The organism is Aeoliella fuhlenseeensis (genome assembly GCF_052161615.1).
GTDB lineage: Bacteria > Planctomycetota > Planctomycetia > Pirellulales > Lacipirellulaceae > Aeoliella.
This window is the reverse complement of record NZ_CP197417.1, coordinates 2,011,533-2,034,420: the sequence shown is the minus strand read 5'-3', so window position 1 is coordinate 2,034,420 and position 22,888 is coordinate 2,011,533. Positions and strand designations below refer to the sequence as shown.

Sequence of the window (22,888 nt, the reverse complement as noted above, 5' to 3'; positions counted from 1 at the left end):
GAGCGAATCTGGGGGCTCGCGGGACTCGTCCCCAGGCACCCGATGTTTTCTCTACGCCAGAATAACCAGACGCCACTAAACCGCCGCCGCGCTGCGAACCAAGAGCTCCGCAATTTGCACCGCATTCGTCGCGGCACCTTTGCGCAGGTTGTCGCTCACGCACCAGAAGGCAAGGCCGTTGTCGCACGACAGGTCTTCGCGGATACGACCGACGAACGTGGCGTCGTCGCCATCGCAGTCCTTTGGCATCGGGTACTCTTTCGCGCCGAGGTTATCGACCAGCTTGATGCCGGGGGCATTGGCGAATAGCTCACGGGCTTCGGCCACCGTGATCTTCCGCTCGGTCTCGACCAAGATGCTCTCGCTGTGGCAATTGCTGACCGGGACGCGGACGCAGGTGGGGCAGACCTTAATGGTGTCGTCGCCGAAGATCTTCTGAGTCTCGTACACCATCTTCATCTCTTCCGAGGTGTAGCCCGCGTGCTTCTCGGAACCGATGTGCGGAATCAGATTAAACGCGATCGAATGCGCGAAGGTCTTGTGCTGGAACGGTTCGCCGGCGAGGAACGCACGGCTAGTGTCGACGAGTTCGGCCTGGCCGGCAACGCCCGCGCCGCTAGTCGCTTGATAGGTACTGACCACCACGCGGCGGATGCGTCCGGCGTCGTGCAGCGGCTTCATCGCGACCACCATTTGCGTCGTCGAACAGTTGGGGCTCGAAATCAAACCCTGGTGCGCGAGGGCCGCTTCGGGATTCACTTCGGGCACCACCAGTGGCACGCTCGGGTCCATCCGCCAGTAGCCACTCTCGTCCACCACCACGCAGCCACGCTCGCGGGCCCATGGCACGAACTGCGCGGCGATGTCGTCAGGGGTGCTGCCGATAGCGAGGTCGATGGAGTCGAACGCTTCGGGTGTCATCTCGACCACCGTGTGCTTCTCGCCTTTGAATTCAATCGTGCTGCCCGCCGACCGAGCGGAGGCCAGGAACGTGATCTTCTCGTACGGAAAATCTCGCTCCTCAAGCAACTGGCGGATAATCTTACCCACGGCTCCGGTAGCACCGACGATGGCAATCGACTCGAACACGGATTCACTCCCAAAGGAAATAGCAACCGACCTGTTGGCTGCCCCGCTACACCAGCGAATGGGGCAGACACCCCCTGCCCCACCCAGGTTCGGGCGAGGCGAAGGAAACCGCTCAGTATAGAACGATTAGTCAAGCTGTTCCAGCGGGTTTCGGCAGGTGGCGGAGACGAATAGCGTAGTTAGATTGCCCGCGAATCACGCGGATGGTCGCGAATGAAGCTATACCACTGGGCCCCGAAGGGGCGCAACATGCCAGCCTAGGGGAAGCGACGGCGAGGAACGAGCCACAGCGCCGCCCTAGGTGCGGGGGATGTAACGTGCGTTACGTGAGCACTAACCCCGACCAAGCTTGGTCGGGGCTACTCACGGACTTCGGTTCTGTATCGCGAAGCAGTTGCGTCCTTCAGCCCAGCACTACGCCGAATCGCCTCTCGCTCGCGGAGCGTCCGGCTTCCCCTGCACCGCCTTGTCCCCCAGCACCAGCAGCGACATCCGCCGCGCGAGCGGGTCCATCACTTTACGCACCGTCGACGGGTAAACAAACGCCAGGTTGCCGATCAGCATTGCGAGGCCAAACGTGATCATGCCCATGCACAGGGCGATGAAGAGGTGCATGCCGACCGCAAGAAACAGCATCCAGGGGCGGGTGAAGCGGGGCCAGATCAGCACGCAGTAGAACAGCTCGAAGAAAATCGTGGTGTGCGCGAGCAGGTCCATCATCCACGGAAAGTGCCCGATCCACGTCGAGGGCAGCGATTGATAACCCGTGTTGGCGACCGACAGCCAAATCGCCTCGCCGGTCCACCACGTATTGCCCTCAAGTTTGCCGAGGCCTGCGAACAGGTAGATCGCGCACATGTGGATTTGAATCAGTCGCAGAGCCAAGTTCGCGGACCAGCTTCGGGGGACTTCGACGATCCCTTTTCGCATCCGTAAGAGCCGGTCGACCGAATACCGCGCGCCGCAGGGACCCAGCATCAGGTACATGGCGAGCATGCAGTTGATTTTGTCGAGGCCAAAGTAAGCCCCCGGCGTCACGCGTGTGGCGTACATGATGGCGAAGAACGCCGCGAGCACTGCCACCCAGCGACTGAAGAGCCCGATCATCAGCATGAAAAACGTGATGAGCGCGACGATGTGAATCGACCACAGCAGAAGTGGTGATCTCACATGCTGGAACAAACTCCACGCGAAACTCGGCAGGCCCGGATCGCGGTAGCCACGTTCTATGCCGTAGAAATCGAGCGGAAGCCATCCGTTCGGCCCCATGAAGGCCCAGAGATCGAACGACCAGATGAAGTGTGTGTAGAACAGCATCGCGCCGGCGAAGACACGAATGGCCGACAACGTTTCGGGCGAGACGGGGGTGAACCAGAACTCGTTCCAGTCCTCCCAGGCATCGCCCCAGTACTCGGCTAGTCCACTGCGTATCGCGCTGATCATGGTTGTACCCCCGGAAGACTCTCTGGCGTGGTCGGTGCTGCGGGGGCCGGGTTCAAGAGTTTCGCATCGGCCGCCTCGACGTCCGATCGGCGCTGCGTTGCACGGGCAATCTCCTGATACAACGATTCGTCGTCGAGCGACTTGGGCTTAACTCCCCGCTCGGGATCGCCAAGCCACTCTTCAAGTGGCACCAAGTTGTGCATTTTCTCGATGACGGTTGCCTCAGCGCCGTCGTACTCGCGAATCAGTTCCTGCGCGTATCGGGTCAGAATGAACTGCCGGCGCTGCTCAGCCTCAGGGTGTGGCGACTCCAATTGGTCGGCAAGCATCTTGTACCGATGGTAGCGCAGCCGCGGGAACTGATCCTTCTTGTCGGGGAAAGTTCCCTTCTTAATTTCCTGCCCATCTTCGCCAAGCACGACGTAGTCGATGTAGAAACTGGGGCCTGGATCGGGACCGAAGAACCCGTGGCCGTGATTCAAATACAGTGGCTCGGCGTACCAGCGAAACCCCGGCCAGTTGGCGACCGCTGACACGGTGGGTGACGTCCGCGAATTGGCCATCGGATACAGGAACAGCATCCCCACGTGAAACGCAACCACGATGCTAATTAATATGCGAACCGCCGTGCTGGGGCCTGGACCGGCGGGGGCCTTGGGGGCTTTAGGTTGTGCGGGGGTGTCGGGCTTCTTTGTACCGGTACTCATGCTGCCTCTCCTACGAGCCTTCTCCCAACTACCACGTCGGGTCCGTCAAATTACCAAAAACTCCCAAACCACCCGATAGCAATATTCGAGGCCCTCGCTTGCCAGACCCAATGCCGTGATTTCGGGCTGTCACATGGGACAGGACGCGAAGTCACGCGGATTTAACAGGATAGACGGAGATTTTTTAGCCACGGATGAACACAGATCAAACACGGATAGAGACGTAGGAACGGACGAAGCAATCACCGAATACCATCATGCCATCGGTCATGGATGGCTGTCGTGTCGGTCGGCCAATCCGTGCTTCATCTGTGTTCATCCGTGGCCAAAAAGATCTGAAAGAACTCTCACTCGGCCGGACGGCTTGCGCCGTGCCGCTACTGGTATTGCTCCATCAACGAAAAAAGCCGTCCCCCGCGCGAGGCGAGGGACGGCTTCTGGGTCGAATCAATCGGGATCGCAGAACCGCTTAGTTGCGGGCAGCGACCTTGGTGCCGAAGTCGAAGTCGAGTTCGGTCAGCTCGCCACCACGCAGGGTGATGGTCTTTTCCTGACGCTCGCCAGCGAATTCAACGGTGACAACATAGTCAGCCCACTCCTGGCCAGCCGACAGGCGGCCGGTGGTGTACTCGCGGCTCTCGCCGGTGGTCGAGGTGCTGACGCCAGCCAGGGTAACCTTGGCTTCGGCGGGAACGTTCATCTTCAGCGTGGTGGCAACCGGCTCAGCAGCGGGGGCGCTGAACGACAACAGCTCGTCGCTACCGGCAGTCAAAGTGATCTGCTTGTTCTCGGTGACGGGCTTGCCATCGACGGTGTACTCAACACGGACGTCGTACGAGTAGTTTTGACCAGCCTTCAGGCCGTTCGAAACGTACTGACGGAGGGTGCCGGTGCTGGTGGTCAACTTGTCGTTGACGAACACCTTGGCGTCGGCAGGAACTTCCACACGCAGCATGCCGCTGGTGGTGGCAACCGTGCTGCCTTCGGTGGTGGTGGTCACGCAATCGCAATCAGCCTCGTACGAGACGGGAGTGCTGTAGCTGCCAGCCGAACCAGCTGAACCGTAGCTGCCGTTCGAACCGTACGAGCCGGTCGAACCGTAGCTGCCGCTGCTGGCGTACGAGCCGCTGCAACCCCAAGCTGCGCGACGAGCTGCCTTGCGAGCACGGTGACGTGCGAACAAGCCGCCGTTCGAACCGTGGCTGCCATAGCTGCCGCTCGAAGCATAGCTGCCCGACGAGCCATAGCTGCCCGACGAACCGTAGCTGCCGCTCGAACCGTACGAGCCGGTCGAGCCGTAGCTGCCGCTCGAACCAAACGAGCCGTAGCTGCCGCTGGAGCCGTAGCTACCAGCCGAGCCGTAAGATCCGCGACTTCCCCAGAAGGCTTGCGTGTCACAAGCCAAGGCGACCATCGCCACGAGCGCGATCGAGGTGGTAAGTGTGTGCTTCATAGCTGTTCTTGAACTCCTGAATTCACCTGTTTGACTCGGGTGTGGGTGGCCGCAGTGCCCCCAACCAACCCTCACCAGAATAGCACTGCTTAGGTTCAAATCAAGGAAGGGACGCAAAAAAGGACGGTTTTAACGATCGAGCAGGTCGGGTTGTTCGCGGGCCATGGGGGCTTTTGGTCATCGGTTGATCAGCCCGGTCGATTCCTGCTCACCTGTTCCCCTTATTTTGGTCGCACAGGCATCACATTCAGTCCATCCAGATCCAGTTCACCTGTTGCCCCCAAAAGCCCAATCCGAATGATTGCCTCGCGGGCATGAACCGGAACAAGGACCACGTGCCGCTCGTCGGTCCATCCGAAGGTCCCATGGTAAGGACCCAAGACTTCCGTATTCAGCATTGCCCGCCGCTTGTCGTAAAACGTGATCGCGACGTAAGGCATCTCGGTGCGATCCTGCCCCGGACGAATTGATTTACCGCGGATACGATAAGTGACCTCGAGTCGCGAAATCTCACGACCATCCACGGCGAAGCCTTGCAGCGCGCGGCTCGCTCGCCCAGGCTCTTCGTTGGTGAACTTTAGAAACCGCTCGCCTTGGGCCGCGTCGGTAGAGTCTTCGATCACTGCAACCTGACGTAGGTAGTGCCACCCCTCAGGACGCAGCTCGTCGCCTTCGCCCACCACGCTCTCGAAGTCGCCATTCACCAGCTTGGGATTCTTGGGATCGGGCTGCAACTGCCGCCGTTCTTCGGCCGCGCCGGTCATGGGGACAAATAGCGTGGCGAGTAGGGCCTCGGACTCCAGCTTGCCGTCTACTTTGCGGAATAGATAGAAGTTCTGTTGATACCGCTCCCCTACAGGAACGATCATCCGCCCCCCTTCGGCCAGTTGGTCGACCAGAGGCTGCGGCACTTTTTCCGGCGAACAGGTAACGATGATCTTGTCGAACGGCGCTTCCTCGGGCCAGCCCAAGAAGCCATCGCCGATTCGCGTGTGGACGTTGTCGTAGTTCAGGCGACGAAGTGTCTTCTCGGCTTGGCGACCGAGTGGCGGAACGATTTCGATCGTGTAAACGTCCTTCACCAGCCCGCTGAGCACCGCCGCTTGATAGCCCGAGCCGGTGCCAATCTCCAGCACGCGGTCGCTGTCGCGCGGATCGAGCTGCTCGGTCATGTACGCGACGATAAACGGCGACGAAATGGTTTGATCGCTACCGATAGGAAGGGCCATGTCGTAATAGGCCTTGGTCCGCTCGCTCCGCGGCACGAACTCATGGCGCGGCGTCCTTCTTATCACTTCGATGACGCGTTTGTTCTCGACCCCCGCAGCCACCACCTCTTCCTCCACCATCTGGTCGGCCAGTTGCTTCCAATTGGCGAGCGACTGAGCGTTGCATGGCGAAGCGACGGTTAGGAATAAGCAGACTGCGAAAGCATGAACGAGGGTAGAACGCATGGTCAAAACGGCCTATCGGATCTTGGCGGCTTCTCGCTCTAGGTGGGGCGAGTGTCTACAATCCCATCATACCATGATACCTGTCAGGCCCCGCGATTTCTCATGCCAACCGTTACAAACGATACGAGCTGCCCCCTGGAAGACTTTCGCGAGCAGATGTCCCGCAGCTCGCAGATGGCCTATTTCGACCACGCCGCTCTCTCCCCCCTGCCGCTGGCTTCCGCTGAGCGGATTTGCGACTTCGCACTCCAGTCGGCTGAGGTGGGCAACATCAACTGGCTCGACTGGTTGCTCGAAGCCGAAGAGTGCCGCGCGACCGCCGCGGCGATGATCGGAGCCTCGACCGACGAGATCACTTTCACCCCCAGCACCACGTTCGGCATCAACATCGTCGCCGAGGGCCTCGACTGGCGAGACGGAGATAACCTCGTCACGCTCGCCGACGAGTTTCCGACGAACCTTTACCCATGGCTGCATCTGGAGTCGCGCGGCGTCGAAACCCGCCTGGTCCCCGTCGAAGGGGGAGCGGTCGACTACGACGCCCTGTTCGCCGCGTGCGATTCGCGAACGCGTTTGATGAGCCTCAGTTGGGTTGGCTATCAGAGTGGCTATCGGATTGACCTTGCGCGGGTAAGCGAGCTCTGTCAGTCGCGTGGCATCCTGTTTAATCTCGATGCGATCCAAGGGCTGGGGGCGTTTCCGATCGATGTCTCGCAGACGCACATCGACTTCCTCGCCACCGGCGGACAGAAGTGGTTGCTTGGCCCGGAGGGGATCGGCTTCGCCTACGTCCGCCGCGAGCACCTCGACAAGCTCGACCCCATTAACGTCGGCTGGAACAGCGTCGCCAAGCCGTTCGATTACACCAACATCGACCTCACCTTCAAACCCTCCGCCGCGCGATTCGCAGGTGGCGGGTGGAACATGTGTGGCACGCTCGCCCTGGGGCAGAGCCTCAAGCTGCTCCACGCCGTCGGTGCTGAGACCATCGCCAAGCAGGTGCTCGACTATACCGATCTCGCCTGCGAGCGGCTCGCCTCGGCGGGTGCCGTAATCACCACGAATCGCGACCCACAGCATCGGGGCGGCGATCATCGATCGGGCATCGTGTTCTTCGAGCTCCCCGGGCGCGACCCCGTTGAAGTCCGAAAAGAATGCATCCGCCGCAATATTGTGCTGAGTTGCCGGGCGGGGAAGCTACGCATCAGTCCGCATGGTTATAATACGGTGGAGGACCTCGATCGCCTGATCGAGCTGATCCGCGAGGTCTAAAGGTTAAGCCTCTCACCCCCCCCCCCGTTCATCGCCATGCCACGCCGCGCAGTTTATACCGGTTCGTTCGACCCCATTACCCTGGGGCATCTCAATATCATCCAGCGAAGCAGCCAGTTGGTCGACGAACTGATCGTTGGCGTGGGCTTCAACATCGAGAAGCAGTCGCTCTTCACCGCGGAGGAGCGAGTGGGGCTCATCGAGCGGACCACGGCCGAGCTGCCCAACGTCACCGTCCGCCAGTTTAGCGGACTCGCAGTGCAGTTCGTTCGCGATTGCGACGCCCGACTGATTGTCCGCGGCATTCGTTCGCTGTCGGACATCGAGCTCGAGTTCACCATGACCTTGGCGAATCGCAAGCTCGACTCCACGATCGAGACCATGTTCCTGATGGCCGATGAAGAGTTCACGCACATCTCTAGTTCGCTGATCAAGCAGATCACGCCGCTGGCAAGCGACGATCAACTGGCTCGGTTTGTACCTCCTTCCATTATTCCGGACATTCGGGGGAAGCTCGGAGTGTAAGCGGTCTTCATCGAACGAACCTGAGCACCTGCATTGCAATCGCAATCACTCCGGCCAGTGCCAGGACGTTGCGAACATTGTCAAACAGGTTTTCGCCAACGAGCGAAAAGCTCGGGCTTTCCGAGTTCGCCGCGACTGCGGGCTGCACGGCGTTTGATTCGCTCCACGCCGACCCTGGCGCCGAAGCACTGCTGGCCTTCTCGCCCGACGACCAACTGACGGGGGCGCTAGCAAGCTTCCCCACTTCGGGCCAGTCGTTGTCGTACTTGCCGGGCTTCGCTTCGCGCCCCGAGACGTTGCCGCACCCGAACGCGACGTTGCCGAGATCGTTTTGAGGACGACACACCCCGTTCTCGCACACCACACCCTGCGGGCAGTTGGGGCAGGTAGGACACGTTTGGCAGGTGGTGCAGGGCTGCGAGGCAGGTTTCATCGCCACCTGCGGCGCGCCATCCTGCTGACCGACATTCGGCCCTAGCGATGCAAGGAACGTCTTCACGCGGCCCTCGAAACTGCCGAGCGTGGTCCCCTGCCCTGCCCCGAACAGCACGCCGGCCAGCTCGCCGCGAGCGTTAAAAATCGGTCCGCCAGAGTCTCCCTGGCGAGCTTGGACGTCGAGTTCCACTAACTCCTGCGGCAAGTGCAGCCGCGGAGCGTAGTACTGCGTGCAACGACCGGTGGCCGCACGATAGTCGCCCGAGCCATAGCCGCAGATGGTAAGAATGTCGCCGGGTTGAGGCGGATGGTTTGCCAGTCGCACTGGTTCGCACGAGGGCTTCCAGATCACGAGCGCCGCGAGATCCCAGTCGCTATCCATCTTGAGCGAGCGAGCTTGTGATACGAAGCCCGAAGGAAACGTGACCTCAATCGGGCCAGACGCTGCGTGGACCACGTGCCAGTTAGTGAGCACGAGACCGTAGTCCTCGCGAACATCCACCAGCGTTCCGCTGCCATACGCGATGCCATCGACCTCGGGCACCTTGATTCGTACCACCGCCGGATGCGGAGGTTGAGGCGCAGCGCGATACCCCCACTGTGCGCTAGACGCAGCAGTGCAGCTCATTATCAAAACGAGCAGCAAGCATCGCATGGGAGGAAGGTAGGTTAGTCTCAGGCGGGAAGGATACTCGGATTGACCAATGACGAATGTCCAATGACCAATAGACTCACGAATGCTTTGGTCATTGTTAATTCGTCATTGGTCATTCCTCAATCAGTGTCGAAGCGGGTGATGCACTGCACATTCTTCAGTTCACCAACCGAAAACGTTGCAGCTTTCGCTGGCGTTCGTTGTCGACGATCATTTCCAAGAGCCGCTCTCGCAGTGAACGAATCTCTTCGTGGTCGACTTGGTGAAGTTCGATGCGCCGCAACGGGCCGACTTCGGGAGTGCTTTGGATGGCCTGGTAGTGGGGGCGGGTGGTAAACGGCAGGAGGTGGGAGCTACGGTGGACCGATCGCATGGGCGGGGGCCTTTCATGCGGCAAGCGGACGGCCTCCTTTCTAGTCCTCTTTCCGCGCGGGAAAGTCCTGACCCGCGTGGTACAACTGCTTCAATCGATGCAGTGGTTCCGGGGTCAGGGGCAACGTCGCACGAACCTTGCGCAACGCTAAACGCAGCGAATCACTCATGGCAGGCTTCGTGGTGCGAAGTAGGTCGACGTCTGAGGGTTCGCACTTTCTCGTACGCGCCCCCAAGCCGACTGTTACAGCTTGCTGATAAAGAAATCGGCAGGAAATCGTAACGGCTGAAAACACAGCAAGTTACGACGCACACCTTCGCCCATCCCTAGAGCTGCTAGCAGCGTTCCATCCTTCCCGGTCGTTGTATTCAGTCCTCCTCTCGTGCTGCGAGAATCGCGTCGATCACCCCTTGGCTCGTGAACTCCGTGGCCACCGCCGAGGCGGGAAAACCCAGCTCGTCGAGCACGCTCGCCGTGAGCGGACTGATGGCGACGAGCTTCGCGCTCCTCAGGTCTTCACCGAACAAATGCACAAGCGCCCGTGCGATCGCCGAGCTTGTGACGGTCACCCAATCGACGCCGCCGCTCGAGAGCTGCGTACGAATGTCGATGTCCGCTTCTGCGATGTCGGTGCTGCGGTACGCGACCACCTGCTCGACGAACGCTCCACTATCCCGCAGCGAGTCGGCGAGCACCTCGCGGCCACGGCTCGCGCGGACCAGCAGGAATCGCTTCCCGATGGCGTGTGGTGCGAGCGCCTCGGCGAGGGCTTCGGCGCGGTACTCTTCGGGTTCGACATCAACGTTCAGGTCGCGGGCGGCGAGGGCTTCGGAGGTTGCCGAGCCGATCGTCGCGATTTTCGTTTTCGCCAGTGATCGCCAGTCCTTCCCCAGCTCGCGGACGCGGTCGAGGAAGTACTCCACTCCATTGCGGCTCGAAAACACCAGCCAGTCGTAGCGCTCCAAGCGGTGAATCGCTTCGTCCACCGTCCGCCAGTCTTTCGGCGGGGCGATGTCGATGGCGGGTTGCATCAGCACGTTGGCGCCGAGCTCGCTCAGGTCGTGAGCCATCGCGTCGGCTTGGTGTTCGGGACGGGTGACGAGGATCGTCTGGCCAAATAGCGGTCGCGCGGCGAACCAGCTCGCGAGCGAATCGTGCGCGGCGACTTCGCCCACGATCACCAGCACCGGTGGGCGGATCTTGCCGGGCTCGAGCACCTCTGCGACTTCGTCCAAACGGCAGCTCCAAGTCTCTTGGGACGCCAGCGAGCAATGACGCACCGCAACAACGGGAGTATCGCGAGCCTTGCCTCCAGCAATCAGTGCCCTGCTCCACTCCGCTGCTGTCGTGACTCCCATGTAGAACACCAGCGTGCCAGGAAACTTGGCGAGCCCCGCGTAGTCGAGCGAACTCGCTTCGCACTTGCCATCCTGTTCGCGACCCGTGACGAAGGCGACGCACGAAGCGTGATCGCGATCGGTGAGCGTGATGCCCGCGTAAGTTCCCGCCGCGAGCGCCGCACTGATGCCGGGCACGACTTCGAACGGAACGCCCGCTGCAGTGAGTGCCGCGGCTTCCTCGGCGAGTCGACCGAAGATGCCGGGGTCGCCCCCTTTGAGCCGCACGACCGTTTGACCGCTTAGCGCGTGCTCGACCATCCGCGCGTTGACTTCGTCCTGCTTCATCAGTCGACCCGAACCGTGGCGGCCGAGGCAAATGAGCTCGGCGTGTGCGGGGGCGTAACGGAGGAGCTGTGGGCTGGCGAGGTAGTCGTACATTACTACGTCCGCCCGCCCGAGGCACTCGGCCCCGCGAACGGTAAGCAGCCGCGGATCGCCCGGGCCCGCGCCGACCAAATAAACCATGCCTTTGTTCGAGTTGTTGTTCATGCGGCCCATTCTAAGCAGCCCGCCGTGGTGCAGTCAGAGCACCCAAGTTTTCGAGGAGTTTGGGGAGGAGCAAAGTCGCGTTCTCGTATTCTTTCATTGGGTGCGACTTTACTCCTTTTCGATCGTGCGAAGCCCTTCGCGTAAGTGCTTGTTGTTTCAGCTGTTAGGGCAAGTGCAAAAGGAGCGGTCGAAAGAGTAATGTCGCAGGGGTAAACCGCAGGTGCGACTTTACGAAGGCGGAAGGAGGAATTTGGAATCCAATTCCTTAAACCTTTCGCATTGCCGTGTCCCCTTCAGGCGGACGCTAAAGGGCGCAATCCGAGCCACGGTCAAACCCCACGTTTGCCGTTGCCCCCACTATTTAAGTTGTTCCTGCATCCATCCACCACGAGAGTGGAACGTGTTCATTGGATCACATACAGAGCGCGCTTTCTAGTCACTTTTCTGAAAAATGTGGAAATAGTTTCCTGCGAAAAACGCCCGTTTTTGCGGCATAATTGACCGATTCGCAGTGGGTTGGCCTGTCCTTTGCCCTCCCCGTTTCCCCGCCTCCTATTCTGGGGCTGCGACGTACCGGCTCCACTTGTACCATGGTCGAGCTACGGGGCATTAACCGAGGTGGAGATTCTTCGACAGAGCACAAAAATACGGGACTCGGAACAGCGGTGCTGGGAGCCTTCTCAGTGGCTCTGTGCGATGCCCCGTTTAGCGAGGAGTTGGCACGTTGAATTACGAAGCGATCTACGATCGATACTGGGGCGAAGTGTCGCGTTTGCAGCGCCGGGTTCAAGATTGCGATCGAAAGGTAGCCGACGAGATCCAGCGGTGCGTGGGGCTGGGCTCGCTGCTCGACGTGGGGTGTGGCGAGGGGCGTCTCGTCCGTCGACTGTGCTCTTTGGGATTCGATGCGCAAGGTGTGGATGTCTCGGGCGCTGTTGTTGCTGAAGCGAATCGAAGGTGCCCTGATCGCATCACAGCGGCGAACGCTCTACACCTTCCGCATGAGGATGCGTCGTTCGACATCGTTACCTGTGTCCACGCGATTGAACACTTGGAAGAATCCGATGTCCCAGCCGCGATTCGCGAATTCCATCGTGTGTCGCGGGATGCGGTTTACTTGCGCATCGCCACCACTGCCGATAGCGATTCACTTCGCCAGACGATCCAGACTCGCGAATGGTGGGAAACTCAGTGCTACGCGGCCGGATTCCGCAAGCACCCTCGCTACCTGATGGCGAGTCCGTTTGGTTCGCTGGATTCCCAACTCGACGAGTGCACCATCCTCTTGCAGAAACTGCCGCCCCAAGCGGGGCAGAAGTATTCCATTGCCGACCTGCAGGAAGAGCGACAGCTCCACATGGACATGAGTCGCGAAGCGGGCCGGCGCTCCGACGCTCACATTGTTCGCTACTTCGAGGCTGCCCAGTGCGTTCGAGCAGGCGACCGAGTGCTCGATGCCGCCTGCGGGCTGGGCTACGGATCAACGGTGCTGACGCATAACTCGCGATGCGCGAGTTACACGGGAATCGACTTCAGCTCGTACGCCGTCGAATACGCAAGGTTGAACTTCCCAGGAGGTTCGAAGCCGATTGAATTCCGCGAAGGTTCGCTCCCCGAGTGCCTAGAACCGTTCGAAGCCGGATCGTTCGACTTCATTGCGAGCTTCGAGACACTCGAGCACCTTCGCGAACCCCACCGCTACTTGCAGCAGTGCCATCGGCTGCTTACCCCCGCGGGGCGGCTGATGATTAGTGTGCCCAACGACTGGGCGGAGGCAGATGGCATCGACCCCAACCCGCATCACTTTCACGTCTACACGTGGGAGAAGATTCTCCGCGAACTGGAAGAAGCGGGCTTTCTAGTCGAACGCACCATCGCCGAGACCGTCAGCCGGCGAAAGGAGAACGGGCAGTGGGCGACCTATGGGTTTGAATGGAACGAGTACGATGTCGAGCACGTAGCCCACAAGCCGGGCGAGTGGTGCATCGTCCTGGCGATGAAGAGCCCCTTTGACCCGGGTTCCGCGAAGTTCACGAATTCGGCTTTCTGCGAGGTGGGCGAATCTCCCACGACTCACGTGATGAACTTCGCCGAGCAATACGACAACCCGTGGCTCATACCGAGCATCGTCACGCGAGGATGCCGCACCGAGCGGAGAAAGTTGCGAGAGGAGATTGCCAATCGAGTCCTGGATCGCCAAGTTCCCGACGCGGACGAAGCGGCCTCGCTGTGCGTCATTGCGTATGGAATGCTGGGTGAAGGAGCCGAGTGGGACACGATTGAAGAGCTACTCCATCGGTTCGAGCCGCACGTGGTGAAGCAAGATTGGTTAGCCGCCAAGCCGATCGAAGTCCGTTGGGGAGTCTCGCTGACTTACGTGGGAGCGATGCTGGCGCTGGAGTGCGGGCAGCGCGGACTTGCGGTGCAGTTGCTGGAAGAATGCATCGCCCTGCCCTTTCTGCGCTACGCTCCCCTGCTCGCCACCAAAACCATCAGCGCCGCCCTGCTGCGCGCGAAGGTCGCGCTGGTCGACGGCGATGTGGAGGGGGCGAAGTCATGGCTCCGGCGTGGAGCCACCGCCGCCGAGCTCGCGGTGACCCAGGACTGGCGGGCGACCTTCGGCGACCTTGAACACCAGCCTCTACCGGCGTTCTGCGAACTGGCCGAAGTGCTAGAGCTTGGTTCGCAGTGCATCGCAGGACTGACGCTGCTCGGCAATGGCTCAGTCAACCCTGGCGTTTACGACATGCTCGGCGCGAACAAATCGACAGAGATCGAACGCCTACTCACTTATCAAAAGTCGCTAACCGGTGCGATCACTTGGCACCAGGAACAAATGCGAGCGCTGCATGGGGGAATTGAGTTCTGGCAGTCGCAAACGAATGTAGCGAACCACACCATTCACGAGCTCGAAAGGCAACTGCAGTCGCAAGCCACGCAGTTGGAAGCGATGCAGCTTGCTGCCAACAAGCAGGCGAGCAACCCCATCGTCAAGCAGTACAAAAAGCTCCGCAACTCGGTGATGAAGCGACTCGGGCGGCAGACGTAGGTGAGAGCGCACATCGCTCCCTCGTAGGGGGTTGCTCACGCATCGGGCATTGGTCGCGTTTGCTGGAGGCAGTTAATGATCTCGCCCTGAACTGTCTCGACTTCGGCGCGAATAGAGTCGAATGGTTCGCGCGAGGGCGAAACGTATGTCAGGTGAATCAGCGCCCCACGTAGAAACGCAGCACCACGCAGGGCACGCTTAAGCTGCACAGCGGCGTGCCCCCGCTCTTCAAGATCGAAGTCGTACGAAGGAGGCAACGGCAAAGCCTGGGCGAGCCCGCCGCACAGTTCGCCCGCGTGCCGGAGCAACTCGGCCATGGCGTCGTTGTCCCTTTCGTCCGTAAGATTGGCGAGCGTCATGTACAACTGCGTCGCGCGTTCGAGCAAGGGATCGCGCTCACGCCTGACGGGGGAGAAGTCTTCCCCCTGCTCATCCGCTGCCCACGAATTGCTCGTACCGAAGGCCTCGTCGTCTCCATCTTCGTCCTCAAACGACGAGACCAACTCGCCAGTGTCTTGACGGAGAGATTCGTGAATGTCCGGCATTTCCTTCGCCTCTGCCGCTTCGAATGCCGAGCGAACGTCGTCGCCAGCGAGCAACCGCTCTTCGATAGTTCGCTGAAATCGCCGCGCGCGAGCCTCGCTGTGGCGGACCAGTTCCTGCCACTCCGCTTCGATTTGTGGCCAGGGTGGTTGAAAATCACTTTCGTCCGCGTCGCTTGGTATGGCAGGGCTGGGCTTCTTGAGCTTGGCTTGAACCAGTAGGGCGATGCGGTCGATGCGGGTGGCGACGATCTCGGGCGATTCGAGCGCTTCGTCGGTAAGGTGTGTGTTTTCGAGGGCATCGGCGAACGTGCGAAGGATCATCGCGTTGCGATTGAGCGCTGCGATCATCCGCTGCGGATCGCGGTGCTCCCAGTATTCGGTTTCGTCATGCACTTCGAGGTCGGGAAGAAAATGATCGAGGAGAAGGGTGAGAATCTCGACCACCGCTGCATGCCCGACGGGAGTGCCGTACTGGGTTTTGATGCTGCACCAAGGAAGTGGCTCCATGGTGCCGAGCTCCGCCTCGCTGATATACACAAGCGGTGTTAAGAATCCTTCGGGCGAAAAGAGCAAACTGAGCGTCTCTTGCCCCGGCTCGATGTTCACTAGGAGACCACGCACCACACGGGACGAATCGTGCTCGGCCACCGACCGCCACACCTCCACCTGCCCGCCGAGTTCAAGAATGAGATCGATGAGCAAATCCTCGAGCGTCTCGAGCTGCGCGGGATCGGCGAGCTTGCCACGGTAGTGGATGGTCATGCCCATTTGTTGGGAAACTTTCCAAAGAGTGATTGAGGAGAAGGCAAAACGCCTCTAGGTGATTTGACTGAATCGGACTGGGCTGAACTCGCCGTGGGCGGGGCCTTACCCGAACAAATCCATGCGTCGGTCTTCGATCGCTGGGACGGTTCTGCGAAAGGTGTCGACCAAGGACAAGTCGAGGTCGGCGACGAGTAGTTCTTCCTGGTCGCTCGCTTCGACGATCAAGTCGCCCATCGGCGCCACGACGCGGCTGTGGCCGAGCATGGTAATGGATTCGTCTTGGCCGGCCCGGGTGGCCCCGACGACGAATGCCTGGTTTTCAATCGCGCGGGCACGACTGAGATAGTCCCAATGGGTCGGCCGAGTGGCGGGCCAAGCAGCCACGTTGATCAGAACCGTTGCTCCGGCCGCGGAGAGCTTGCGGTACAGTTCCGGAAAGCGGAGATCGTAGCAAATCGAAAGACCCCACCGAATGCCGGCGAACTCGCAGACCCGGACTTCGTCACCGGGCGTGCAAGCGTCGGTTTCGCTGCCGGGGGAGGCGGAGAAGAGATGGATCTTGCGGTAGCTGCCAATGAGTTCGCCCTGGGGCCCGAAGAACGCGAGGGAGTTATAGACGTTCCCCCCTGCCCTCTCGCACAACCCCGCCAGAATTGCGATCGACGACTCGGCCGCGGCAGCCGCGAGCGCATCGAAAGAAGCCCCTGGCCAGGGCTCAGCCCACTCGCGAAACCGCTGAGGAACATAGCCCGTGTCGCTCATCTCGGGGAACACGATCACTTCGCAACCAAGCTCAGCCGCTTGGCGGGCGAAGTCGGCCATTCGCGACGCGTTGAACGCGACATCGCCGAGTCTGCAATCGAGTTGGGCGATGGCGATCTTCATCGAAGGTTTATGCACCAAGCAAGGGGATGCGAATAGAAATCATGCCCTGTTATTGTCCGCGCTACGGATAGTGCGCACTCGCGAAGAAATACCAACCATCGCCACCAGAAGGCAGGCAATTGCCATTGATCGCGGCTCGGGCACCTTCGACGCTTCAAAAGAAGCTGACGAAGCGGAACTGCGTCCAAAGTTTTCTTTCCACTCGGCGTAGTCCCGAGCGTCGACCACGGAGTCGCCGTTACCATCGGCGGCGAGGCCCGCGCCCGTTTGCCCTAGCGAGTCTCGCCATACGGTGTAGTCGGCGAGATTCACTTGGCCGTCGGAGTTGAAGTCGCCGGGGAGACGGGTGACTTCCACTCGAGTGATGGTGACCACCGCGCTCGCTGAAAAAAAGTGGTCTTGCGAGGAACCGCTGGAGTTCAGTTCAAAACTCACGGGCGTTCCATCCGCCAGAATCCCACTGAGAGTAACGTCTCTCTGGGTCACCTGAAATGGCTCCCCTAGTGATAGACTCTGAACCGGCACACCGTTGATGGCAAAGGAATCGCCGAATAAGTTGATTATGCTACCGGGATAAGCTTCGAAACCATCACCGACGCTTCCGCCGCTTATGTTCACAACGGATGTGTCCCAAGCTGCCAGACCAGAAACATAACCGCCTGAAAGATTCAGTACACTGTCTTTCAATAAGTTCGAGTGGCCGACGACCCCTCCTGAAATATTGACAATGCCTTCGGAATAGGCGTAAACCCCTTGCGGCAGGCTACCTCCTGCGACATTAATCACGCCCCCCTCGTCGGAAGTGGCTCTACGGACCCTTCCTCCCGCTAGGGTGATCACGCTCCCGTGGGACGCCCATGCAAAGTCGACGCTCCCTTGCTGGACAACAAGTTCAGAGTCGATAAGAAGGCAATTTCCGCGGAACTCGCCCCCTTCCACCAGCAGACTGGAACCGATGGCAGTCACATAACCATCGATCATGCCTCCATCTCGCAGCACAACTGATTCACCGGTACGCAATTGCTCTAAATGAACCGTCCCCTGATCCACGACAGTAGGCGTCGGATTTATCGCAGGAATTACTGTCTCGACCAGGGGAATCTCTACATCATACCCCGAGATCGCGAACACCCTTCCGTCTTGAAGGGTTCCCGAAAGCAGACTTAAACCGTCGATGGCGATAGTGCCGCCGCCAATCTCTACTCCGTTCAAACGAAACTCGCCACCGAAGAATCGCATACCGGCCTGTAGATCCGTGTCGCCAATGCCGCCACCGTAAATGTTGATCTGTGGATGGTATGGAGCAAAAGGCGACTGCTGAGCCGATAGCGCGCTGATCTGTCCCCCGGTAAGATTAAGCACCGCACCCACTAACAAATTGACGTGTCCCGTTTGCCCCCCCGACACGTTGAAAACCGCGCCATCGCTGACATACACGGAGCTCGTCGTCCCGCCTCTCAGGTTCACCCGGCTGCCCCTATTGGCCCAGAAACCACCGCCCAAAGAGCCACCTTCAATATTGACGACGACATTTGTACTACTACCGCTATCCAGACCTGCTCGAAAGTTAATGCCGACCGCTCCGGAATTCCGTACGTTCAACGTCGTATTCGAACCAATGGACTGATTGTTTCCGATGGTCGTGGGGGGCGCATTAATGATCCCAGACGGAAGCGTTTGGCCAATCGTGATATTGCCAAACTGCCCAACTAAGAGAAACGTTGCCACTCCAAGAAGTCTCGCAGAAATCATTCATCGGAACCTTAAGTGGCTGCATAGAATTGCTGCCAGTATACACGGAAGAGCTAGCTGCTGAAAACTGAGTAGAAACGCAAAAACCCCGCTTGAGCCGAAGCTCAAACGGGGTTTTGCAATCTTTCCGAAGAAAGATAAAAACTGGCGATACCTACTTTCGCACTGGTAGGCACTATCATCGGCACCGAAAGCTTGACTACTGTGTTCGGAATGGGAACAGGTATTTCCTTTCGGCTATGGTCGCCAGAAATCGACACGTGGACGGTAAAGCCACACGTGCCGCTTTGACTTGGTGATTGTCTTGGTAGACAAAAGCAAGAGTGTCATGGAGAGTGTGAATCTCTCCCTCTTTGGCCTTAATTTGTTCTCACTCTATTGAAGAGCGAAAGATTAATGTGGCCAAGCATTCGTCCGTTAGTATCGGTTAGCTGAATACATTACTGCACTTACACATCCGACCTATCAACCTGGTAGTCTTCCAGGGGACTTTCGAGCAATTGCTCAACGAAACCTCATCTTGGAGCGGGCTTCACGCTTAGATGCCTTCAGCGTTTATCCGTTCCGACCTTAGCTACCCTGCCGTGCCGCTAGCGCGACAACAGGAACACCAGAGGGTCGTCCTTCTAAATCCTCTCGTACTAAAGAAGAACCTCCTCAAGTTTCGTGCGCCCACAGTAGATAGGGACCGACCTGTCTCACGACGGTCTGAACCCAGCTCACGTACCACTTTCATTGGCGAACAGCCAAACCCTTGGGAGCTTCTCCACCCCCAGGATGTGATGAGCCGACATCGAGGTGCCAAACCGCTCCGCCGCTATGGACGCTCGGGAGCGATAAGCCTGTTATCCCCGGAGTACCTTTTATCTGTTGAGCGATGGCCCTTCCATACGGAACCACCGGATCACTAAGCCCTACTTTCGTACCTGCTCGACTGATAAGTCTCGCAGTTTAGCACCCTTATACCTTTGCGCTCGATGCCTGATTGCCAACCAGGCTGAGGGTACCTATTGGGCTCCTCCGTTACTCTTTGGGAGGAGACCGCCCCAGTCAAACTGCCCAACTGACACTGTCCGTTGCCTGGATTCACAGGAATCAACGTTAGAATTAAACCATGAACAGGGTGGTATTTCACCAACGGCTCCACCGACACTAGCGTGCCGGCTTCAAAGCCTCCCACCTATCCTACACAGTACATAGCTCAACCCAATATCAGCCTACAGTAAAGGTTCACGGGGTCTTTCCGTCTAGCTGCGGGAACGTGGCATCTTCACCACGACTACAATTTCACCGGGTCACTGGTTGAGACAGTATTCCACTCGTTACGCCTTTCATGCAGGTCGGAACTTACCCGACAAGGAACTTCGCTACCTTAGGACCGTCATAGTTACGGCCGCCGTTTACTGGGGCTTCGGTCAAAAGCTTCACTCCGAAGAGCTAACCTCTTACCTTAACCTACCAGCACCGGGCAGGCGTCAGACTCTATACTTCCTCTTGCGAGTTTGCAGAGTCCTGTGTTTTTGATAAACAGTCGGTGGAACCGATTTACTGTGGCCGGCTTGCGCCGGCATCCCTTATCGCGAACTTACGGGATCATTTTGCAGAGTTCCTTAACCAGTGTTCTCCCGAGCGCCTTAGACTACTCATCTCGCCTACCTGTGTCAGTTTTAGTACGGTTAGCTATGCTTCAACCCTTAGAAGCTTTTCTTGGACGTCCTTCCAGCGACTTCCTCTGTAAATCGAGTTCGGCGCGACAGCTTGTATTATATGGGCGGATTTGCCTACCCAACAACTTGCTGTCACCCACGGGCTGATCTAAGATCCCCGATCGCTTTTCGGACGCCGTCCCTCCATCGGTCCACATAGCTAGCGCAGGAATATTTACCTGCTGTCCATCGTCTACGCCTTTCGGCCTCGACTAAGGAACCGGCTAACCCTGGGCGGAATTACCTTCCCCAGGAAACCTTAGGCTTTCGGCGGGCAGGATTCTCACCTGCCTTATCGTTACTCATTCCGGCATAATCACCTGTAGGCCCCACCACCGCTCTTTACAGTACGGCTTGTATCTGACCTACAGCGCTCTCCTACCAATCTTTCGATTCTATGGCTTCGGTGTCGTACTTACTCCCGTTCATTATTGGCGCAGAATTGCTCGACCAGTAAGCTGTTACGCACTTTTTAAATGATGGCTGCTTCTAAGCCAACATCCTGGCTGTCACTGCAATTCAACCTCCTTAGTGACTGAGTACGACTTCGGGACCTTAGCCGATAGTCTGGGTTGTTTCCCTCTCGACCGCGAAGCTTATCCCTCGCGGACTGACTCCCGAGATAGTTACACTGGTATTCGGAGTTTGGCTCGGCAGGGTACCCCGCGAAGGGCCCCAAACCAAATCAGTATCTCTACCCCCAGTGCATAGTTGCTCGAGGCTAGCCCTAAAGCTATTTCGGAGAGAACGAGCTATCTCCGGGTTTGATTAGACTTTCACTCCTCCCCACAAGTCATCCCCTCGGTTTTCAACCCAAGTGGGTTCGGTCCTCCACGCGATATGACTCGCGCTTCAACCTGCTCATGGGTAGTTCACCCGGTTTCGCGTCTACCGCCAACGACATATGTCGCCCTATTAAGACTCGGTTTCCCTGAGGCTTCGGTCCGTAAGACCTTAACCAAGCCGCAGACGGTAACTCGCCGGATCATTATGCAAAAGGCACGCCGTCACCCGTTGCCTAAAAGGCCATAGGGCTCCGACCGCTTGTAGGCGTATGGTTTCAGGTTCAGTTCCTCCCCTAGCAGGGGTTCTTCCCATCTTTCAGTCACCATACTGAGTTCACTATCGGTCATTAGGTAGTATTTAGCCTTACGGGATGGTCCCCGTCGATTCAGTCGAGATTCCACGTGGCTCGACCTACTCAGGTACCTCTCGAGAGATTGCTAGCTTTCGCTTACGGGACTGTCACCCTCTATGGTCTACCGTTCAAAGTAGTTCTGCTAGCCGGCAATTTTGTGACTCTCATGTGAAAGGCCCTACAACCCCGCGAGGGAAACCCTCACGGTTTGGGCTATTTCGCTTTCGCTCGCCGCTACTGACGAAATCGATTTTTCTTTCTATTCCTGTGGGTACTTAGATGTTTCAGTTCTCCACGTTCTTTCAGGTATCCCGGGATCAGTGTTTGTTTGTCAACTCCCCCAGGCTTTTCGCAGACTTCCACGCCTGTTCTCCTAATGCCAAGACATCCCCCATACGCCCTTAGTAGCTTGGCCACATTAATCCAGCGCTCTTGCAAATTTGCACTTCGATAAGGAAGTCAGGAAACAGGAACTCGCTCGATCAGAATTCGACTCCGATGGTTTGGGGAGTCGAGAGAGAAAGAGAGATTCCGGAGTCGGAAACGACCCGGCTCGCAGTGCATGTGCGAGAACAAGAGATTAACGTGTCTCACGTACTATGCCACCGCTTTGGGTTGATTTCGCTATGCGAAATCGCGGTGGCGAGTAACTAGATCCACATTAGTTTTACTTCAGCCCCACCCTAACGATTAAATTTGGGTGTCTAATTGGGACGGAAGCTTTGTCTAAGGACAAAGAGCTCGGAATGGAGCCTCGCCCTGATGGCTGCAAAACCATCGGGGCTATCTCCAATTTCAAGATGCCACTCTTGCTTAAATCACCAAATTGTCAAAGAGCGATACCCAAAACAGGCAGCCAGCCCCAAAGGGACCAACCGCAAGCGGTGGGAATCAGCCGACCACATTCTGTCGGCTCCTGGGATGCAGCTCCTCGGCTTCCGCCGCTGAGCACCAGGGAAACGCAAATCTTAGCAGTGACTTTGAACTCTGTCAAAGGCCCCTAGGGGACTTTTTCAGAATTTCCTGAAGGCCGAAGCTATCAGGAGATCACCACCCTCTGCCAAGGCGAACCTTGGCGGAGGACATCGGATTTCAGCTACTGTTGATCACTCGGTTGAGTGTCAGGTGATAGCTGAGACTTCCTTTGTCGGCTCGAATTCTACGCTAACTTGAGCCAGGAACAAGGGGGGTTAAGAAATGGTTTTTTCGGAGCGTGTTTGGAGATTGCCGAAGGGCCCTCAAGAGTCCCGCCTGACTGTAGATGGCGGTGAATCTTGAGTGGAAAGTGGAGCTTCTTTCGTGACCCAGAATCGCTTGGTCCGCAATGCGATCCATCCACCGAATAGGGAGAAAAGTGCTAATTCTACCGGCATCAGGAAAACCGCCAGTATTTGTATCGCATCGCCCCTCCCACTCCCGGAGTAGAACTGCCATGCAATCTTGTGCGTGACGTTGGTCGTTCCGACTATCAACAAGCACCCAAGCGCCACGATGCAGAAAAGCCGGCGGTCGCCGGAGCTGAGCCATGCTCCGGCTAATAAAAATCCGACGAAGGCGACCGCCACTAGATTCACGAAAAGCGCGAGGATCAAACCCAGCAATCCAGGAACCGTTACGGCAAGCGCGCAAGCAACGGCTACGAGTGTCGTGAGGCCGAGCAACGTGGCGGTACTGAACTGAAATCCTGTCCGAATAGGCGTGGTTTCACCCTGAAATGGGGGCGGTGTGGCTTCGCTCATTTTCGTCGACCTGC

At 58.4% G+C, this 22,888-nt stretch carries 15 protein-coding genes and 2 rRNA genes; 3 read left to right on the top strand and 14 right to left on the bottom strand.

The features are described from left to right. Positions 1 to 75: 75 nt before the first annotated feature. From SH292x_RS07835 to SH292x_RS07815, 5 genes are all read right to left on the bottom strand, one after another. The gene (locus tag SH292x_RS07835; RefSeq protein ID WP_442485040.1) at positions 76 to 1,089 is read right to left on the bottom strand and encodes an aspartate-semialdehyde dehydrogenase; all 1,014 of its coding nucleotides are present in this window, start codon (positions 1,087 to 1,089) and stop codon (positions 76 to 78) included. A 414-nt stretch (positions 1,090 to 1,503) separates the two neighbouring features. Continuing rightward, positions 1,504 to 2,532 (bottom strand): HTTM domain-containing protein, encoded by a 1,029-nt coding sequence (locus SH292x_RS07830; RefSeq protein ID WP_442485039.1) that lies wholly within the window; start codon positions 2,530 to 2,532, stop codon positions 1,504 to 1,506. After that, on the bottom strand, positions 2,529 to 3,239 hold the full coding sequence (locus tag SH292x_RS07825) for a hypothetical protein (RefSeq protein ID WP_442485038.1): 711 nt from the start codon (positions 3,237 to 3,239) through the stop codon (positions 2,529 to 2,531). The genes SH292x_RS07830 and SH292x_RS07825 overlap by 4 nt, the downstream gene beginning before the upstream one ends. Positions 3,240 to 3,708: 469 nt before the next feature. Then, a complete protein-coding gene (locus SH292x_RS07820; RefSeq protein WP_442485037.1) occupies positions 3,709 to 4,692 on the bottom strand; it encodes a TIGR03000 domain-containing protein in 984 nt (327 codons plus the stop codon). Positions 4,693 to 4,913: 221 nt separating this feature from the next. After that, on the bottom strand, positions 4,914 to 6,146 hold the full coding sequence (locus SH292x_RS07815; protein ID WP_442485036.1) for a protein-L-isoaspartate(D-aspartate) O-methyltransferase: 1,233 nt from the start codon (positions 6,144 to 6,146) through the stop codon (positions 4,914 to 4,916). A 102-nt stretch (positions 6,147 to 6,248) separates the two neighbouring features. On the opposite strand from SH292x_RS07815, the gene SH292x_RS07810 reads away from it, so the two are divergent. Next, the gene (locus tag SH292x_RS07810) at positions 6,249 to 7,418 is read left to right on the top strand and encodes an aminotransferase class V-fold PLP-dependent enzyme (RefSeq protein WP_442485035.1); all 1,170 of its coding nucleotides are present in this window, start codon (positions 6,249 to 6,251) and stop codon (positions 7,416 to 7,418) included. A 36-nt stretch (positions 7,419 to 7,454) separates the two neighbouring features. Continuing rightward, complete coding sequence (coaD, locus tag SH292x_RS07805) at positions 7,455 to 7,943, top strand: pantetheine-phosphate adenylyltransferase (protein WP_442485034.1); 489 nt, start codon at positions 7,455 to 7,457, stop codon at positions 7,941 to 7,943. A 7-nt stretch (positions 7,944 to 7,950) separates the two neighbouring features. On the opposite strand, the gene SH292x_RS07800 is transcribed toward coaD, so the two are convergent. The 3 genes from SH292x_RS07800 to cobA form a co-directional block, all read right to left on the bottom strand. After that, complete coding sequence (locus tag SH292x_RS07800; protein ID WP_442485033.1) at positions 7,951 to 8,937, bottom strand: S1 family peptidase; 987 nt, start codon at positions 8,935 to 8,937, stop codon at positions 7,951 to 7,953. A gap of 253 nt (positions 8,938 to 9,190) precedes the next feature. Continuing rightward, positions 9,191 to 9,406, bottom strand: a complete 216-nt coding sequence (locus tag SH292x_RS07795; RefSeq protein WP_442485032.1) for a hypothetical protein — start codon at positions 9,404 to 9,406, stop codon at positions 9,191 to 9,193. 368 nt (positions 9,407 to 9,774) lie between these two features. Beyond that, entirely contained in the window at positions 9,775 to 11,295 is a 1,521-nt protein-coding gene (gene cobA, locus SH292x_RS07790; RefSeq protein ID WP_442485031.1) for a uroporphyrinogen-III C-methyltransferase, read from the bottom strand. A 724-nt stretch (positions 11,296 to 12,019) separates the two neighbouring features. Between cobA and SH292x_RS07785 the strand changes: the two genes are divergently transcribed. Then, on the top strand, positions 12,020 to 14,344 hold the full coding sequence (locus SH292x_RS07785) for a class I SAM-dependent methyltransferase (protein WP_442485030.1): 2,325 nt from the start codon (positions 12,020 to 12,022) through the stop codon (positions 14,342 to 14,344). Between the two features lie 35 nt (positions 14,345 to 14,379). On the opposite strand, the gene SH292x_RS07780 is transcribed toward SH292x_RS07785, so the two are convergent. From SH292x_RS07780 to SH292x_RS07755, 6 genes are all read right to left on the bottom strand, one after another. After that, a complete protein-coding gene (locus SH292x_RS07780; protein ID WP_442485029.1) occupies positions 14,380 to 15,651 on the bottom strand; it encodes a hypothetical protein in 1,272 nt (423 codons plus the stop codon). A 105-nt stretch (positions 15,652 to 15,756) separates the two neighbouring features. Continuing rightward, positions 15,757 to 16,539: a nitrilase-related carbon-nitrogen hydrolase gene (locus SH292x_RS07775; protein WP_442485028.1), complete on the bottom strand. Its 783-nt coding sequence runs from the start codon at positions 16,537 to 16,539 to the stop codon at positions 15,757 to 15,759. A 39-nt stretch (positions 16,540 to 16,578) separates the two neighbouring features. Then, positions 16,579 to 18,267 (bottom strand): dockerin type I domain-containing protein, encoded by a 1,689-nt coding sequence (locus SH292x_RS07770; RefSeq protein ID WP_442485027.1) that lies wholly within the window; start codon positions 18,265 to 18,267, stop codon positions 16,579 to 16,581. Between the two features lie 166 nt (positions 18,268 to 18,433). Continuing rightward, positions 18,434 to 18,542: ribosomal RNA gene (gene rrf / locus SH292x_RS07765) — 5S ribosomal RNA — on the bottom strand. Positions 18,543 to 18,689: 147 nt separating this feature from the next. Next, a 23S ribosomal RNA gene (locus SH292x_RS07760) occupies positions 18,690 to 21,550 on the bottom strand. Between the two features lie 823 nt (positions 21,551 to 22,373). Then, positions 22,374 to 22,874 (bottom strand): hypothetical protein, encoded by a 501-nt coding sequence (locus SH292x_RS07755; RefSeq protein ID WP_442485026.1) that lies wholly within the window; start codon positions 22,872 to 22,874, stop codon positions 22,374 to 22,376. Between the last annotated feature and the right edge of the window lie 14 nt (positions 22,875 to 22,888).